Below are 16,941 nucleotides of genomic sequence, written 5' to 3'. Positions count from 1 at the left end.
GGATACCAATATTCTCCTGTTGTCAATAGCCCGATCGCGAGTAAATGAGCAATAACGAGATACTAAAAACAGGTAAATTCATGAATCGCACTTGCATATAAGCGATCGCCAGTTATAATTTATACTATGGTTAGGAACATTTTTTCACCTACTATCTGTTGTGTATAACCTTTAGTGATGAACGAAAAATATTTTTTGCAAGGAACAGAGCAACTTGATGATGAAGCTTTTGTGGAAGAAGTTTACCGTACTTATTTTAAACGCGATTCCGACGCAGATGGTAAAAACTTATTTCTTCATAAATTGCAAAACCGCGAACTTACACGGTCGGAAATCCTCAGCTCGTTTTTGCAGTCACCGGAATTTAATTTTATAAGTGAATGGCAAAAAAGTATTTTAGGATTGCCCGGTTTGGAAATTATGTCATACCACATACCAAAAACGGCAGGAACAAGTTTTTTTATAGCTTTAACACAGGTTTACGGTATAGAGAAAATCGCTGGTTTTTTGCAGGAGTCCTTAGCATTAAGTGAAGGTGCAGATCCGCAAGCAATAAAAGTAATACACGGTCATGTTCCTGCGAGAAAGTATTTTCGCCATGCTAATATAAAAGAAATAATATGGTTGAGAGATCCTATTCTTCGGTTAATTTCTTTGTATTTTTTTTGGAAAACTCTCCCTCGTACTGAAGATGAGAGTTGGCACAATTATCTGCAAAAAAACAACTTAGATATAGTGGAATTTGCCAAGATTCCTAAACTGCGTAATGAAATGTCTCAATACGTTGGGGGACGCAATATAACTGATTTTGATTTTGTAGGAATCCAAGCATTTTTTAAAGATGATTTAACAGATATTGGCGAGATGTTAAATTGGCCAGAAATCCAAATAACCCATGAAAACACAAACAAATATGACGGCTATAACTCTTTGGTAAAAAGTATACTGAAGGACAGCGAAATCGTGAATGAGCTAAGACATCTCAATCGCGAAGATTGGGAACTTTATCAAACAGCATTAGACATGAGAGCGAAGCGGAAAGGAACATCAACTTTATTAACACAATTCCACCTATCTCCCAAGGAATCCCAGTCTCGATTGGCACAAATTTAAGCGCAACAAATTTAAAAATAACGGACGTACAGTTATAATTGTGGGATTTTCCGAGCTGCTAAAGGCAGTTTGGCTTGTCGCTGTCCCCTCGCCCTTGCCCTAACATTCAAAAGACCGATCGGCGTATGTAACAAATCTACCAGATCGAGGCGGGCGAGATCACTTTTAGCCGCAGCAACCGGCAACTCTTTTAACAGCCACCTAGCCAGCCGATACAAATATTCGCCTGTGGTAAATTCACGCATCAAATCGACGCCGTGGAGTTCGTGCAAATATTTATTAGATTCGCCGTACCGATACCATTGACTTTGCAACTGTTTTATTGTAGAACGGTGGCGGTGTCGGACGATCGCATTTTCGGCAAAATACATTTTATAGGATGTTTCCCGCAACATCCGCCAGCACAAATCCGCATCGCCACCACTCGTAAGGTACGGGCGAAATAAACCGACTCGTGCTAAAATATGCCTGCGTACAGCTAAGTTTGCCGTTTGACCGTAGGGACAAAAAGGGTGAGCGAGAGTATGTTTTTGAGATAAAGTATTGTCGCGGGCTGCGTGTTTTTCTAAGAGACTATTACCGGGGAGGGCGAGGATTTCACCGCAGGTAATTCCTATTTCTAAGTCAGCAAACGGTTTAACTAAATTTTCCAACCATTGAGTTTCGGGGCGACAGTCTGCATCGGTAAAGGCGATGATTTCGCCTGTGGAGGCGCGAATCCCTTTATTGCGGGCGGCGTAGGAACTTTGAATCTGGTTTTCGGTGAGGTGGCGAATGGTTATTCTATCCAAATTGCCTCCCCCCCTTACCAAGGGGGGGACTGAGGGGGGGTTCAAGTTTGTAGCTGTTTGGATAATTGCTGAAGTGCGATCGCGACTGTTGTTGTCTACTATGAGATATTCTACACTGTGTCGCGGGTAAGTTTGCGATCGCAAACACTCGATTAAATCCGGCAAATCCCTCTCACCGTTGTAAACAGGTACCACAACCGAAACAAAGGGTAAAAACTCCGCACTGTTCATTCATCCTCTCTGCTGGTTGTTGAGTCAATCAGGACTAAAGTCCTTACTACGAACCAGTTTTATTTTACCTTTTTTGAGGCTTTTTTTAATCTAAAACTGGCAAAATGCCCGTTCCACAACTGCATTGAGTTCTTGTGGAACGGGCATCTTATTTGTTTTTTAACATGGCAGAAAACATCAGCTACATATGCTGTAAAGTCTATTAATAATCCGCTGTTAACTATTGCTAGACAACATCAAAATCATTAACACTAACACCCCGTTAGTTAAGTAAAAGATACCAACAACCTGAGTTTCCAGCCAGCCGCACAGTTCTAAATGATGGTGCAGCGGAGCCATTTTTAACAGACGCTTGCCGATGCCATCCGGGCCTTTTGTAGCTTTGTAATAACCTACTTGAGCAATTACCGACAGCGTTTCTACAAAGAAAATCCCGCTGATAATTAATAATATCCAAAGGCTGTTTGTTAATAAAGCTACCGCACCCAACGCACCGCCCAAAGCTAAGGCCCCTGTATCGCCCATAAACACTTTGGCTGGATTGCGATTGTGAGTTAAGAAACCGAGACAACTGCCGCTAATGCAGGCGCAAAATATCATTAATTCTGGAGAAGTTGAGGCTACAGATGCGCCTAATCCCAAAAGTGCGATCGCCCCTAAACCTCCCATCAACCCATCAATGCCGTCGGTAAGATTAGTAGCATTGCTTTCAGCAACTAACACAAAACCCGCCAGCGGCCAAAACAGCAAACCCAAAGGCAATACCCAACCGAAAGGCAAAGCAATATTCGTAGAAATTGCTGGATTGTGCAACATTAACCACAGACAAAATAAAGCTGCAAAACCTATTTGCAAAGCCAATTTCATCCGAGGTGAAATACCTTTATTCGACTTGTGGCGCAGAATTTGCCAGTCATCCAGCCAGCCGATGAAACAGTAAGCTAAAGTTAAAGCCGATACTGCCACAACGTCTGAGTTAAAATTAGACCAGAGTAAAGCGACTGCGACTCCCGCCGGTACAAAAAAAACTCCGCCCATTGTTGGAGTTCCGGCTTTTTTCAAGTGGGCTTGGGGGCCGTCTTCGCGAATTATTTGTCCTGCTTTCAGTTTTTGGAGTACGGGAACTACTAGATAGCCCAATCCCGATGCAACGAAAGCACAAACCACTAGCGGTAAAAATAGCGATCGAGGCAAATTCAAAAATCTGCCAGATGCTACATCTAAACCGATCGCTACAATGCCAAGTCCAAAACCCAGCACGAGCAATAAATTCCGACCTGTAAGTTTGAAAGGTATACTAAAAGGGATTCTTTCATCGACAAAGTTATCCATATCACTCCTGCACACACACCATTTGAGAATAAGCAATTGACAATTGAGGAATAGGGTGGGATACCGGAGATTGCAAAATCTCTTAGTTTTTATTCCCTGTTTCCGGTTGATTCTTTCACCCTGTTATCCGTTATTCGTCGCCTGCACCGGCATCATCTTCCGCTTCTTCTTCTAAATCATCGTAAGGATTGTCGTCAACTGCCATCAGTTCGGGAAATTCTTCTTCGTTGAGATAGTTGGGTTCTTGGACATCCCTTGCTAACAGGCGATTCTGAGATTCCAACCAGTCTAAAAGAGATGATTCCTGCTTTAATGGAATTACGTCGGCAGGCAAGTGGCGAGGGATTTGGCGCAGAGATGGGTTATACATGATTCTCGGTTTCTAAACGGAAAGACGCGATCGAGTAGAGGTAATATTTTGCCGAGTGACTGCTCTTTCGATCAATCGCTTGCACATCCGGCATTTAGCAGCGCTAGGGCATTATACCACAGAGACTGTTTGCTTCCGGATCTCGATAGGATGGCAGACCGAAAAGGAACTTGTCCCGAGCATGGGCCCCAGAATAACACTAAAATCCGCTCTTGCCAATCCTTTTTTAGCCGTAAGTATTGTAATCTGAGACGATCGCCCTTTAACAGATCCAGGACGCAGGGCTCTCTGGCAAGCGGCAGATTCACAACACTCTCCTGGTTTTCGAGTGAAGCCTGATGGCGAATACCCTCTACATTGTTCAGTCAACTCTCAAGCAATAAATCTCAGGATGGATACCACCGCAGCCGTTTTATACAACAAAGAGGGTTACGACACCACAGGAAAGAGACTTCTGGGGCGTCATGCAGCCGGAGAAGGATTTCTCAAAAGCTTAGTCCAACACGGCACCGCTGACTCTCTCTACTGTTGTGCAGATAGCCAAACCACTTTTGAGGAATTTTGTGCCCGCATCGAACCTTGGCTGGAAACACCTCGGAAAGTCCGCTGGATTCCCACACAACGATCGGATTTGCTATCTCAACCGGGGACAATTTACCGACCCGATCCGGCCCTGGCAGACCTGGCTTGGGCGCGCAGATTTGTCGATCAGCGGGCCTACAGCATTTGCGGCGTTACCCACACAATCGGTACAAAATATGTCATGGAGGCGATCGGCGATTCGATCGCCGCACCGACACAGCCTTGGGACGCGCTGATCTGCACCTCTGGGGCCGTGAAAACAGCAGTAGAAGGAGTTTTGACGCAGTGGTCAGAATATTTAGCGCAGCGCAACGGCGGTCAACCGGAAATTTTGATCAAATTGCCAATTATTCCCCTAGGAGTCGATTGCAGCGCGTTTCCGCAGGGTGTGGAAGCAGTTAACAGCCGCCGCCAACAGCGACAAGAACTCGGCATTTCTCCCGGCGATATTGTTGTGTTGTTTGTCGGTAGATTAACTTTTTCGGCAAAAGCCCATCCCGTACCAATGTACATCGCTTTAGAACGGGCAGCACAGCAGACTAAAGCTAAAATCCACCTAATTCAAGCCGGTTGGATCGAAGATTTGAGAGAAGAACCCGACTTTAAAAATAGCGCGCAAATATTTTGTCCCTCGGTAAATGCTATTTTTTTAGACGGCAGAAAGCCGGAAATTAGAATTAATATTTGGTCGGCCGCCGACATTTTTATTTCGCTTTCCGATAACATTCAAGAAACCTTCGGACTGACACCAATCGAAGCAATGGCTAACGGACTGCCGGCCATAGTTTCTGATTGGAACGGATACAAAGAATCAGTACGCCACGAAATCGATGGCTTCCGCATTCCCACACTCATCCCGCCGCCAGAAGTTTGTTTGGATTTAGCCTTAAATTATCTCGACGGTAGTTTGAATTGGCCGACTTACATGGGTCACACTTCCTTAGCCACAGCAGTTGATATTGATGCTTGTACCCGTGCTTTGTGTCTGTTAATTGACAGCGCGGAATTGAGAAAGCGGATGGGTGAAAATGCCCGACAAAGGGCGAGGGAGATTTATGATTGGAAAGTAGTAATTGCTGCTTACGAACAGTTGTGGCGGGAATTAGCAGAAATTCGGATTTCGGCACCGGAATCGGCACCTTTAAAACCAGGGAAACCGCCTTATCCGCTAAGCGACGATCCGTTTCGGGTGTTGGGCCATTATGCGACTAGAACTTTAACCAATGATATGGTGCTGAGTCTGGGTGCGATCGCCACACCAGAACTTCTGAAAGAGTTGCAGACTATTTGGTTTAGCAGTTTCGGTCAAGACCGAAGAATCTCTGTTAAGATTCAGATGGAGATGTTAAAGGCGATCGAGCAAAAAGGTACTGTCAGCGCGGGCGAAATTCTCAGGCTTTATGCCAAAAACGAGCAAGAATTAGCGCACCTGTATCGGACGCTACTCTATCTCGTAAAATTTGGCGTGTTAGTCATTGGGAATCGGTAATGGTTCATGCTAAATCGAATAAGATTCGGCGGTTGAAACCACTCCTTATCAAACGATTTTCGCGGCTAGACTGAAGATTAAAATAAATCTAGGGTTCGCACTACGTACAGAGAAGAAGAGGGCGGGCTTTGCCATTTTTTCAGTCATTTGTATCATATATCCTTAGCTAAATCCGCCCCTAAAAACTGCTAATGACTAATGACTAATGACTACCGACTACTGACTACTGACTACTGACTACTGACTACTGACTACTGACTACTGACTACTGACTACTGACTACTGACTCTTAAAAAATTATGCTTAAAAAATCTGCACTATTAGAGATAATTGCTGGTAAGAATCGCGGTTTGCTGGCGACTCCCAACGACAAACAGGCGATTTTAAGTGCGATCGCCCAATTGGAAGATTACAACCCCACATCTCGCCCCGTCGAAGCCGCAGAGCTTTTAGAAGGTGATTGGCGGTTGTTGTACACCAGCAGCCGCGCCCTGTTGAATATTGACAGTTTTCCGCTGTTAAAATTAGGTCAAATTTATCAATCTATCCGCGTCAAAGAATCAAAAATTTATAACATTGCCGAAGTTTACGGATTGCCTTATTTAGAAGGAATTGTCAGCGTAGCTGCGAGATTTGAGGCTACCTCTGAACGGCGAGTGCAGGTGAAATTTGAGCGATCGATTTTGGGTTTAAGCAGGTTGATTGGCTATGAATCTCCGGCAAAATATATCGATGAGATTGAGTCGGGGAAAAAGTTTGCTGCTGTAGATTTCAAGCTGGATGCGCGGGAACAGCAGGGATGGCTGGATATTACTTATTTAGATGGCGATTTGCGGATCGGGCGCGGCAATGAAGGAAGTGTTTTTGTCTTGACAAAAGAGTGATTTTGTGATGTTTGAGTGCGATCGATCTTTTGCTTGAAAGTTGCGATCGATCTAAAATGATAAAGAAATCAGCTTTTTTGCGGTTTTTGCGGTTGGTAACGTGTCTTGTCAGCAAAAACCGGGTTTCTTGGTTCCCAGCAGATAACTATCAACTTCATTTAGGACAAAGTTATCCTTAATTTGGTTTTGAATTATGACTTCTACAACTGCAAAATTCATCCTTCCTAAAGCGGACGAAATTCCTCAATGGCAACCCGCGACATGGGAAGATTATGTAGCTGCTTGCGAAAATCCCAAATTTGAGCAAGCAAAAATATTCTTTCACGAAGAATATATTTGGATAAACATGGGTAACGAAGGGCCTCAACACGCCAGATTTAACGATATTTTTACAATCATATTTTTTGTGTGGTTTACCACCAAAGCAGGACAAAATTTTGATTCTCTTAGCGGTTGTGTCATTGAAAAACCTAAAGTGGGTTCAGGTGCACCCGATAAAGTTTTATACATTGGCGGAGACTTCCACCAATCCCAAAAAGGAGAACCGCGACGCATTAACCTCAATAATTCACGAGTTCCCGATTTAGTCGCAGAGATTTCCGATACTACTTTGACGAGCGATTTAGATGAAAAAAAGCGCTTGTATGCTGCTTTGGGAATTCCTGAATATTGGGTAGTAGATATTAATGGTGTGAGAGTATTAGCATTTCGATTGCAGGAGAATGGAAAATATGAGCAGTGCGAATTTTCTGTAGCACTTGAGGGATTGCCAATTGCTTTGCTGTCGGAGACTTTGAAACTTTTGACTGAAGGAAATGGGACGGCGGCAATGTGGTTTGCTCAACAAATTGGGTACTTGTAGGTTGTTTGGGAACGTGCGAATGCTAACTCTAACTTTGCTATGATTAGGAAGAAGTCATATTGACCGGGAATTGAAAAATATGGTATTACCAACAATTACTGAAGATACAATTTCTCTCGCAGCAGGAGACGAACTCATTCTGCGATTTAGAACTTGGGAAGATTACGAGGCATTGCTAGCCAGTCGAGAGGATAAAGCTGGATTGAGAATTCGTTACAGTAGCAAGACTCAAGAAATTAGAATTATGTCACCATTGCCAAGACACGGTAAGAATGCAGATATACTGGCAGATTTTGTCAAAGCTTTGCTACGTCATGTCGGCAGAGATTGGGACGCATTTACCCCAATTACGCTGAAGCGGATTAACCAACAGGGAATTGAACCAGATTACTGTTTTTATATCGAGAATAGGGAACAGATATTAGGCAATGAGCGCATTGATTTAGAAACAGATCCACCCCCAGATTTAGCGATTGAAATTGACCTGACTTGCACTACTAAACCAGAGGATTATCAAGCGATCGCACCTTTGGAACTCTGGGTTTACCGTCAAAGTCAATTATTCATTTATCAGTTCGAGTCACAGCAGTATCGAGAGTCTCAAACGAGTCGCTGGTTTCCCGGTTACGATCTCAAAACGCTAATTCCTCAATATTGCGATCGCGCTTGGCAGATTGGTTCTAGTGTGGCGCTGCGAGAGTTTGAAGAGGTATTGCGATCGTTATGAATGGATTTGGGATGGGAAAAGGGCGATCGTATTCAATAGCTATAGCAATCCTCAATGATTTGTGAGACGTTTCTCCAAGTCGTCCAGGCTGGATACGCCTAAATTTGATAATTTGCACAACAAAACTTTACCAAAAATCCTTAATATCTCCTAAATAAAAATGCTCCGACTCTCCCAAACCCAACTCAAAATCCTCGAAGAATGCCCCCGCAAATTTCAATACAGCTACCTAGAACTCCTCGCCACCACCGCATCCCCAGAACACAAAGAAAAACTCACATTGGGTAGCCACTTTCACCTCTTGATGCAGCAGCGAGAACTCGGACTTCCCATTGAATCCATCATCCAACAAGACGCCGAACTGGGGCGCTGTGTAGCAGCATTTATCAACGCCGCCCCCGAACTTTTCGCAAACTCAGAAAGTAGCGATCGCATTTTCCGTCAAGCCGAACATCCGCGCATCTTAATTTTTCAAGACTACCTATTCACAGTTATCTACGATTTATTAATCGCCGAACCCAACACAGCCCAAATCCTCGACTGGAAAACCTATCCCCGCCCTCAAAAATCTAAATGGATAGCCGAAAGTTGGCAAACTCGCCTCTATTTATACGTCTTAGTCGAAACCAGCGATTATTCCCCCGAACAAGTTTCTATGACATACTGGTTCGTCCAATTCCAAGGAAAAGAACCGCCACAAAAACTCACATTTTCTTACAATCAAACAGAACACGATCGCACCAAACAAGATTTAACCCAAATATTGCAGCAGCTAACCGACTGGCGACAGCGCTATACAGAAGGCGGCGAATTCTTCCCGCAAGTAGAAATTAGTGCCAATCTGTGCGATTCCTGTCAATTCGCCACTAGATGCAACCGCACCCAAGACACCCAAATTTCCTCACTAAACCTTCCGGCAGAAACTCCCGCAAATTGGCTGCCAAATCTTGCTATAATCGAGGAAATATCTATTTAATATTATGTTCGGTCGATCGACCATAATAAAAAACAGTTTGTAGTGCGGACTTAAATCCGCAGTTTCACACGACTTCTGTGCGATGCTGCGAACCAATTTTATTGCAGTCAACCGACAGGACGCGATATAATTAAACCTTTTACTATGCAAAATCTTCGGACAGTTTCAATCTTGGACGCATTGGGATGCTAGAAACCCGGTTTATACGAATTTTTGCGGCTATAAACGAGAAATTTAGGAAGAAAACGGGTTTCTGATTTGTTAGCAAGCGAGGGGCGGGTTTATAGATATAGCCTTTCAAGCCAAAGATGAGGTACTGTCGGGCATAGGGCATTGGGCATTGGGCATTGGGCATACCTCACCACGCTTGAGAAAGGCTATATTGTGGATTTTAATTAAAGATTGTTGGTGAACCCGTCCCTACAGAATTATGGTTAACTTAGTTACTCAAAAAATCAATTTAAATATCTAAAATAAAATGGTCGAATTAACTCAAAATTGGCAAAATCAACCCATAGCCCAACCCCCCGATTGGCTAATCCAAGCTGTTAGAAAACACGCGCCAGGACTCCCCGGAAACTATGCGGCGGCACTTCTCTGGCACAGAGGAATTGACAATCCAGAACTAATCCCTGGTTTTCTAAACCCCCAACTTTACCAGCCAGCAAGTCCGTTTGAATTCGGACTAGAAATGAACTGGGCGATCGCACGAATTCAGCAAGCAATAAACAACAGCGAGAAAGTCGCAATCTGGGGAGATTTCGATGCCGATGGCATAACTTCAACATCGGTACTTTGGGACGGATTGGGAGAGTTTTTTGTTCAAAATGACCAACTAACTTATTACATTCCCAACCGCTTAACTGAATCTCACGGACTCAATATCCCCGGCATAGATAAATTACATGAATCTGGAATTAGCTTAATTATTACCTGCGATACCGGCAGTACAAATATTGCTGAAATCGAATATGCTACTAGCTTAAATATCGATACAATTATCACGGATCATCATACATTACCGGACGATCGCCCGCCAGCGACAGCAATCATCAATCCCCGCTACTTTCCCTCCAACCACCAACTGTTTAACCTGTCTGGCGTTGCGGTAGCTTACAAATTAATCGAAGCATTGTATCACACACTGCCGGATATTCCGCAGCGCCCGCTCACAGATTTATTGGAATTAGTGGCGATCGGCTTAATTGCCGATTTAGTCCAACTTACAGGAGACAGCCGCCATTTAGCACAAATCGGCATAGAACAACTGCAAAAACAAATCACAAATCCCACCCGTCCGGGAGTTGCAAAATTGCTCGATTTGTGCAAAAGAACAGGCGATCGCCCAACCGACATTTCCTTCGGCATTGGCCCCAGAATCAACGCCGTCAGCCGCATTCAAGGCGACGCCAAATTCTGCGTAGAACTCCTCACCAGCCGCGACAAAAAACGCTGCGAAGAACTAGCAAATTTAACCGAAATTGCCAACACCCGACGCAAATCTTTACAAAAAGATGTTGCCAAAGATGCAGCCGAAAAACTCGCCAAACTCGACCTTTCAACTACTAGCGTTATTGTCCTCAGCGACCCCCAATGGCCCGTAGGAGTATTAGGATTAGTCGCAGGACAAATCGCCCAGGAATACGGCCGCCCGGTAATTTTATTCTGCACAGAAGGAAGCGAAAAAATTAACCCCAGTCTTGCGGAAACACAAGTAATTGATTCTTTAAACCCGGATTTGGCAACACTTTCTCCATCCCAAATCCTAAATTCCAAATCCCCAATAGCCAGGGGTTCGGCGCGTTCCGCCAATCAAATCGACCTTTACCAATTAGTCAAAGACCAAGCGCATTTATTGGACAGATTCGGCGGTCATCCCTTCGCCGCCGGATTGAGTCTCCCTGTTGAAAATATTCCTATATTTACCGATGCCGTAAATCAACAACTCCGACAACAATACAGCCCAGATAGTTTAACAGCAGCCTCCGTTCAAGCAGATTTAAAAATTACTGTAACCGAGTTAGGAAAAGAGTTATTTCAAGAACTCAAATTGCTCGAACCTTGCGGCATGGGCAACCCTGCACCAAAATTGCTGGTTGAAAACTGCTGGTTTCAGAATATCAAAAATAAGAATATTCAAGATTTAAAAGGAAACCAAGTAAAGTATATCAAAACTTCTTTTGAAGTTTGGGATGAATCTAGCGATACAGGATTTCCCGGCATTTGGTGGGGACACTACCGAGACGAAGTTCCCCAAGGGCGGTGCGATGCAACTGTCGAACTTGATTTCAATACTTACACGTCGGACTATGAAGTGCGGTTGATTTCTGTGCAGGAATCCAGGGATGAGAAACAAGTTAATCCCCAGACAAAAATAGATTGGATTGTAGACTGGCGGAATAGAAATAACGATGAAGAGTTGTTAGCAGCTAGCAGAAACTTGGGATCTCAAATGCTGGCAGAAAATCCCGACTATTTGGAAATAGCCGATCGCGAAAACTCAATTATCCTCAAAGAATGTCCAGCAAGCTGGGACGAACTGCGGATCTGGTTTCGGAAAGCGCAGCAGACTAAGCAAAAACTGGCGATCGCCTACAGTTTACCCCCACCATTGCCCCCACAGCAAATCTGCCAACAGCTTATCGGCATCGCCAAATACCTCAGCCGCACCAACAAACCAGTCACCAGGCACCAACTAACTCAAAAACTAGGCATCGGCGACACACCCCTGCGATGGGGGTTCACAACCCTAAAAAATCTCGGTTTCCAAGTCAATTATCGCGATCGAGCTTTTCACATCACCAGACAACCGGAAACCGCAGAAAAGGGAGAGAAAATCTCCAAAGCCTTATTTTCTAGTCCCTCAACCCAATTCGACGAGCCCAATTTTCCGCCAGCAGTCGGTTTTGTAGCGCAATTCCTAGCAGCAGTCTCCGAAGAACAATTCCGCAGGAAATATTTTTGTGAAGTACCCCTTTCCACCATTGTGTCGATCGCCCGAGAAACCGTTGTCCAAGAAGATTATACAGAAAATTTCTTTTAACCTAATCTTTGCAACCATTGTTAAACAGGGGCTTCGGGCTTTGTCCAACTATGAGTTCACGCTTACGCTGGTGGCGCGGGGCCCCAAAGGTTGTGAAGCAAAAAACTTTGTTGTGGAGATCGCTTGACAGACCGATTCCTGACGCCGGTACAACAACTCAGTTCTAATAAATATCTTAGTTCTCAATTGATGCCGGTAAAATAAGGCATAGGACAATGGGAGTTATCCCTTGCGAGTCACGCCCAAAAACTCAAAAGTCATAACTCACAGCCCAAAACCAAAAACTTCCCCACCGCTTTGAGTCGATCGCACATCTCCAATTTAAAAGCCCTATGATCCTCTGTCCCCGCTGCCAATTTGAAAATCCCAATCTAAACAAGTTTTGTCAACAATGCGGAAATTCCCTAATTTACAAACCTTGCCATGAATGCGGAGCCCAAGTCGCTGTTAGCGCCGCATTATGTCAAAATTGCGGAGTCGCAACAGGTCAAGTGTGGCGGGCAATTATCTGCAGTCCGTCGAAATTTCTAGCAGTCCCGCCAGACCAGTCAACCATACCCCCAGCCGAATTTGCCCAAAAAACCGACAACCTTCCACAAACCGCATCAGCCCAAAACTCTCCCGAACCGATCGCCAACCCGATTAAAACAGAAATTACCGCCGACGCAGCAACAGCCGCCGCACCAAATTCTCCGCAGCCCGATGCCGCCGAATTCAGCAGCCCAGAAAATATTGACCCAGAAAACATCGTGGAGGCGATCGTCCCCGCATCCTTGCAAACAGACCAAAAAAGCTCTATAACAGCACCAGAGCGCGAAATAACCTTATCTGAAAGCAATTTCATCACCGCACCACAGCCAGCTCCGCCCCCACAAACAACAGAGAACCCCGAGGTCGCATCTCCCCAATCCCCAGAAATCCCCGTCCCCAATTCCGAATATTTAATTTCTTCCCAGCCTGCGGGAGATTATCTAGACCGCCAGCAGCGTTACCAACTCCTAGAAACCCTGCCGGCGAGAAAACCCTCAGACACAGTAGCAGTAAAAGTATTAGACACTCAGCCGCTGCAAATGTCACCGCTCAAAGCAATGTTAGCAGCCAACTCTGCCAGCGTCGCCAAACGAACTTCACCCTACAAAGCAATCCAAGACGGAGACAATTCGACCAATTCGGCCTTAGCAGAGCTTTGCCAAGGCATAGCCGAACCTTATCTAGCACTCCGCTGGCAATTCTCTCACAACCTGCCAGTCATTCACGATAGCTGGTCAGACAACAAACAGGCAGTGCTGCTGCTAGAAAACTGCTCCCAATGGCCGCTGCTGGTAGAACGGTGGAGTCAGCCGGAAACATCCATCCAGCAAATTGTGTACTGGCTGCACGAAATGACAGAACTGTGGGCAGCCCTAGAACCTTGGCGCTGTCGGCAAAGCTTGCTGGAACTGACAAATTTGCGAGTCAACCCCGACACTTCCTTTTCCTTTGCCTCTTTGCGGATGCAATACCTCTATCCCGAACCCGCCGGCTCAAACCTGCAACTAATAGATTTGGGGCAATTGTGGGAGACGATATTTAACCAGTCCGCTCGCACTCAGTTTGGCGCATTGCTGGAACTGCTGCAACAAATGTACCGAGGCGAGATTGACACCATCGAAGAATTGCGATCGCGCCTAGAAACCGTTCCCCTCGAACTCCAAACCCCACCAGCAGCAACCTTAACCCTAACCCCCACCCGTTTCCAAAATAGCATCCCCGACAACTCGCCCTCCGACGCTGGCGAAGTCTTAACGCAGCCCATGCCAGTCCAGATGTACAGCTTAGAAGACTCAGGCCTCACCGATGTCGGCCGCACCCGCGACCACAACGAAGACTTCTTCAGCATCTGGACTCAGATAGACAAACTCGAAACCTGCTTCGGTCGCATCTTTCAAACCAAAGGGCTTTACATTCTCTGCGACGGGATGGGCGGACACGACAGCGGAGAAGTAGCAAGTCAACTAGCCGCTGAAACCCTCAGAGACTTCTTTCAAAACTGTTGGGAAAATCAACTCCCCCAGGCCGACACCATCCGCGAAGGAGTGATCCTCGCCAACAAAGCCATCTTTGAAATCAATCAAAACGACAAACGCTCCGGCAGCGCCCGCATGGGTACAACTTTAGTCGCAGTCTTAGTTCAAGACACCAAATTCGCCGTGGCCCACGTCGGTGACAGCCGCCTCTACCGACTCAGAAAAGGCCAGCCCCTAGAAAAAATTACCTCAGACCACGAAGTCGGACAGCGCGAAATTAAGCGCGGGATTGACCCGGAAACTGCTTATTCCCGTCCCGACGCCTATCAACTAACTCAAGCCCTCGGCCCGCGAGACGGTAATTTTCTCAAGCCTGACGTGCAGTTTTTAGACTTGTGCGAAGATACTTTATTGATTTTGGCCTCCGACGGTCTGACAGATAATGATTTGCTCGAAACTAATTGGCCCAGCACTCTCGAACCCCTGTTGAATCCCCAAGCTAATCTCGATCGCGGAGTTGCCGAGTTGATTGAATTAGGCAACAAACGCAACGGTCACGACAACCTCACGGCAATTATCATTCGCGCCCAGGTAGGCGCATTTCGATTTTAGAATTTGGATGCTGTCCACTGTTCCAAAGCAGCGCCCTCGCCCGCTAGGTTAAAACTGTAATTGTTGGGCGTTCGAGAACAGGAACGGCCTTTTCCGGGCAAGGCTTGACTTTCTGTCCTCTTACCGAGAAAAATGGGTTTAAAGCCTCCTCCTTTGAGCGGGAAATAAAACAAAATTATTCATTGTTTCAATTTTCTTCCTTTTAGCCAGAGGTAACAGTTAACTGTCAACCCTTCGACATATCCATCATCAAAAACTTGTGGGGCTGGCGGTAACAAGCAACCAATGCCAAAAAAACGAGTTTGTGATTGTGAGTCTGACTATTTGTTGCTCGATCGGGACTTAAACGCAGCAATGATTCGATCTCTAATTCCCGTTATCCGTGAGTTTGGTGAGTAAGGATACGCCGTCCTGAATTCCCGCCTGTAGACTAGAAGCAACCGACTCCCTAGAAATAAGCAAGAAATAAATTTCAAATCTGTCCTTGATATCAGTCTTGTCCACCTTATATAGATCTTACCGGGCAGAATTAATCCTATGAATCGAAAATGCTGCTGACTCTTTTAGATCCAGAAAAACAGACCCCCCTGCAACAGTGGAGTTTCGAGAGCGAGTCCATTGTCCGCATCGGCCGTTCTCCTGAAAATCACGTTGTGATCCCCAATGCTCTTGTGTCGCGCGAACACTTGGAATTGCAAAGAGTTAAAAGCGGCACCGACAGTCAGTGGTACTTAGTCAATTCGGGAACAAATGGCACTTTTGTTAACGGTATTCTGATGTCTCAGGGTTGGATCTCCGACGGTGTGCTGATCCAGTTGGCGCGGGGCGGCCCAACTCTGCATTTCCAAGCTGTCACGATTGAACTCGGCGGCAAAATTGAGGCGATCCCTACCGCCCATACTGCCACCCCGAGGTGTACCCACGCGGGAAACCCGCCGGGGAATTTATTCTGCATCCACTGCGGCGAACCGATTAAAGTCGATCGCACTGTCCGTCACTACCAAGTGCTGCGAACCTTGGGCCAAGGCGGTATGGGGACAACGACTTTAGCTTGGGATCGAGAGAAAGCCAAAGCTCAAAAACCCGGAAGTTCTCCCGCAGCTTCTTTGGTAGTCCTCAAAGAAATGAATGCTGATATGGCTCAAATAGGTAAAGCTCAAGAACTGTTTGAACGCGAAGCTAAAACTCTCAAGGCTCTCCACCATCCGGGAATTCCTCAGTTTTTTGACTTTTTTGTCGAAGGGGGGAAAAAATATTTAGTAATGGAAATGCTTCACGGCGAGGATTTAGAAAAACGCATCTACAACCGCGGCCCTGTTGCTCCCAAACAGGCGATCGAGTGGATGATCCAAACCTGTGAAATTTTGGATTACATTCACTCTCAAAAACCCCCGATCGTCCACCGGGATATTAAACCTGCTAATTTGCTGGTGCGCCACCGCGACAATGGCATTACAGTGCTGGATTTTGGTGCGGTTAAAGAAATCGGCACTCCACCGGGCACTCGCATCGGCGTTGAAGGCTACACCGCACCGGAACAAGACCGGGGACAACCTCTCCCTCAGTCTGATTTATATGCGATCGGGCCTACTTTAATTTTTTTGCTGACGGGCGAAAGCCCTCAAAAGTTTTATGGCAAAATAACTCAAGGTTACGGGTTTAAGCTGGAAAATATTCCGACGATCGCACGTTCGTTGCGCGAGACCATTTTGCGAACCACTGCAACTAAACCGGGCGATCGTTTTCAAACCGCTAAACAATTAGCTAGAGCTTTAGCAGCTTGCCTTTAAGAGAAGTCATTAGTCATTGGTCATTAGTCATTAGTCATCAGTCCTTAGTGCGATGTCGTGAGCGATCGAACGATCGATCGAACGTCCAACGCCCAACGTCCAACGTCATCAGGAAGAAGTTAGAAGCGGCAAA

The 16,941-nt window shown here is 45.6% G+C and carries 12 protein-coding genes; 9 read left to right on the top strand and 3 right to left on the bottom strand.

The genetic code is table 11. The features are described from left to right. The first annotated feature begins 177 nt into the window (after positions 1-177). Entirely contained in the window at positions 178-1,113 is a 936-nt protein-coding gene (locus tag QUB13_RS18535) for a DUF4214 domain-containing protein (RefSeq protein ID WP_333383216.1), read from the top strand. A gap of 32 nt (positions 1,114-1,145) precedes the next feature. Here the strand turns inward: QUB13_RS18535 and QUB13_RS18530 are convergent, their stop codons facing one another. The 3 genes from QUB13_RS18530 to QUB13_RS18520 all read right to left on the bottom strand — a co-directional run bounded on the left by QUB13_RS18530 (position 1,146) and on the right by QUB13_RS18520 (position 3,837). Further along, positions 1,146-2,135 (bottom strand): glycosyltransferase, encoded by a 990-nt coding sequence (locus QUB13_RS18530; RefSeq protein WP_333383213.1) that lies wholly within the window; start codon positions 2,133-2,135, stop codon positions 1,146-1,148. Positions 2,136-2,351: 216 nt separating this feature from the next. After that, entirely contained in the window at positions 2,352-3,467 is a 1,116-nt protein-coding gene (mraY, locus tag QUB13_RS18525; protein ID WP_333383211.1) for a phospho-N-acetylmuramoyl-pentapeptide-transferase, read from the bottom strand. A gap of 130 nt (positions 3,468-3,597) precedes the next feature. Next, the gene (locus QUB13_RS18520; RefSeq protein ID WP_194010307.1) at positions 3,598-3,837 is read right to left on the bottom strand and encodes a DUF3134 domain-containing protein; all 240 of its coding nucleotides are present in this window, start codon (positions 3,835-3,837) and stop codon (positions 3,598-3,600) included. 391 nt (positions 3,838-4,228) lie between these two features. On the opposite strand from QUB13_RS18520, the gene QUB13_RS18515 reads away from it, so the two are divergent. The 8 genes from QUB13_RS18515 to QUB13_RS18480 all read left to right on the top strand — a co-directional run bounded on the left by QUB13_RS18515 (position 4,229) and on the right by QUB13_RS18480 (position 16,808). Next, the gene (locus QUB13_RS18515) at positions 4,229-5,908 is read left to right on the top strand and encodes a glycosyltransferase family 4 protein (protein ID WP_333383207.1); all 1,680 of its coding nucleotides are present in this window, start codon (positions 4,229-4,231) and stop codon (positions 5,906-5,908) included. A 299-nt stretch (positions 5,909-6,207) separates the two neighbouring features. Further along, positions 6,208-6,792, top strand: a complete 585-nt coding sequence (locus QUB13_RS18510) for a PAP/fibrillin family protein (RefSeq protein WP_333383204.1) — start codon at positions 6,208-6,210, stop codon at positions 6,790-6,792. A gap of 193 nt (positions 6,793-6,985) precedes the next feature. Continuing rightward, positions 6,986-7,654 carry a Uma2 family endonuclease gene (locus QUB13_RS18505; RefSeq protein ID WP_333383201.1) on the top strand — a complete coding sequence of 223 codons (669 nt, stop codon included), beginning with the start codon at positions 6,986-6,988 and terminating at the stop codon, positions 7,652-7,654. A 79-nt stretch (positions 7,655-7,733) separates the two neighbouring features. Continuing rightward, entirely contained in the window at positions 7,734-8,381 is a 648-nt protein-coding gene (locus QUB13_RS18500) for a Uma2 family endonuclease (RefSeq protein WP_333088086.1), read from the top strand. Positions 8,382-8,541: 160 nt separating this feature from the next. Next, positions 8,542-9,357 carry a PD-(D/E)XK nuclease family protein gene (locus tag QUB13_RS18495; RefSeq protein ID WP_333383198.1) on the top strand — a complete coding sequence of 272 codons (816 nt, stop codon included), beginning with the start codon at positions 8,542-8,544 and terminating at the stop codon, positions 9,355-9,357. 478 nt (positions 9,358-9,835) lie between these two features. After that, on the top strand, positions 9,836-12,400 hold the full coding sequence (locus QUB13_RS18490) for a single-stranded-DNA-specific exonuclease RecJ (protein ID WP_333383195.1): 2,565 nt from the start codon (positions 9,836-9,838) through the stop codon (positions 12,398-12,400). Positions 12,401-12,732: 332 nt separating this feature from the next. Further along, positions 12,733-15,018, top strand: a complete 2,286-nt coding sequence (locus tag QUB13_RS18485) for a serine/threonine phosphatase (RefSeq protein WP_333383192.1) — start codon at positions 12,733-12,735, stop codon at positions 15,016-15,018. Positions 15,019-15,566: 548 nt separating this feature from the next. Beyond that, positions 15,567-16,808 carry a protein kinase domain-containing protein gene (locus QUB13_RS18480; RefSeq protein WP_333383189.1) on the top strand — a complete coding sequence of 414 codons (1,242 nt, stop codon included), beginning with the start codon at positions 15,567-15,569 and terminating at the stop codon, positions 16,806-16,808. Positions 16,809-16,941 lie beyond the last annotated feature (133 nt).

It is taken from the genome of Microcoleus sp. B4-D4 (assembly GCF_036705185.1).
Classification (GTDB): domain Bacteria; phylum Cyanobacteriota; class Cyanobacteriia; order Cyanobacteriales; family Microcoleaceae; genus Microcoleus.
Note: the sequence above shows the minus strand (reverse complement) of the source record. Positions and strands in the feature narration are given on the sequence as shown.

Bases quoted from the DNA above. Each gene is read 5' to 3' on its own strand.
- QUB13_RS18515 (WP_333383207.1), top strand. From the start codon at position 4,229: ATGGATACCACCGCAGCCGTTTTATACAACAAAGAGGGTTACGACACC.
- QUB13_RS18500 (WP_333088086.1), top strand. From the start codon at position 7,734: ATGGTATTACCAACAATTACTGAAGATACAATTTCTCTCGCAGCAGGA.
- QUB13_RS18480 (WP_333383189.1), top strand. From the start codon at position 15,567: ATGCTGCTGACTCTTTTAGATCCAGAAAAACAGACCCCCCTGCAACAG.
- QUB13_RS18510 (WP_333383204.1), top strand. From the start codon at position 6,208: ATGCTTAAAAAATCTGCACTATTAGAGATAATTGCTGGTAAGAATCGC.
- QUB13_RS18520 (WP_194010307.1), bottom strand. From the start codon at position 3,837: ATGTATAACCCATCTCTGCGCCAAATCCCTCGCCACTTGCCTGCCGAC.
- mraY (WP_333383211.1), bottom strand. From the start codon at position 3,467: ATGGATAACTTTGTCGATGAAAGAATCCCTTTTAGTATACCTTTCAAA.
- QUB13_RS18530 (WP_333383213.1), bottom strand. From the start codon at position 2,135: ATGAACAGTGCGGAGTTTTTACCCTTTGTTTCGGTTGTGGTACCTGTT.
- QUB13_RS18485 (WP_333383192.1), top strand. From the start codon at position 12,733: ATGATCCTCTGTCCCCGCTGCCAATTTGAAAATCCCAATCTAAACAAG.
- QUB13_RS18505 (WP_333383201.1), top strand. From the start codon at position 6,986: ATGACTTCTACAACTGCAAAATTCATCCTTCCTAAAGCGGACGAAATT.
- QUB13_RS18535 (WP_333383216.1), top strand. From the start codon at position 178: ATGAACGAAAAATATTTTTTGCAAGGAACAGAGCAACTTGATGATGAA.
- QUB13_RS18490 (WP_333383195.1), top strand. From the start codon at position 9,836: ATGGTCGAATTAACTCAAAATTGGCAAAATCAACCCATAGCCCAACCC.
- QUB13_RS18495 (WP_333383198.1), top strand. From the start codon at position 8,542: ATGCTCCGACTCTCCCAAACCCAACTCAAAATCCTCGAAGAATGCCCC.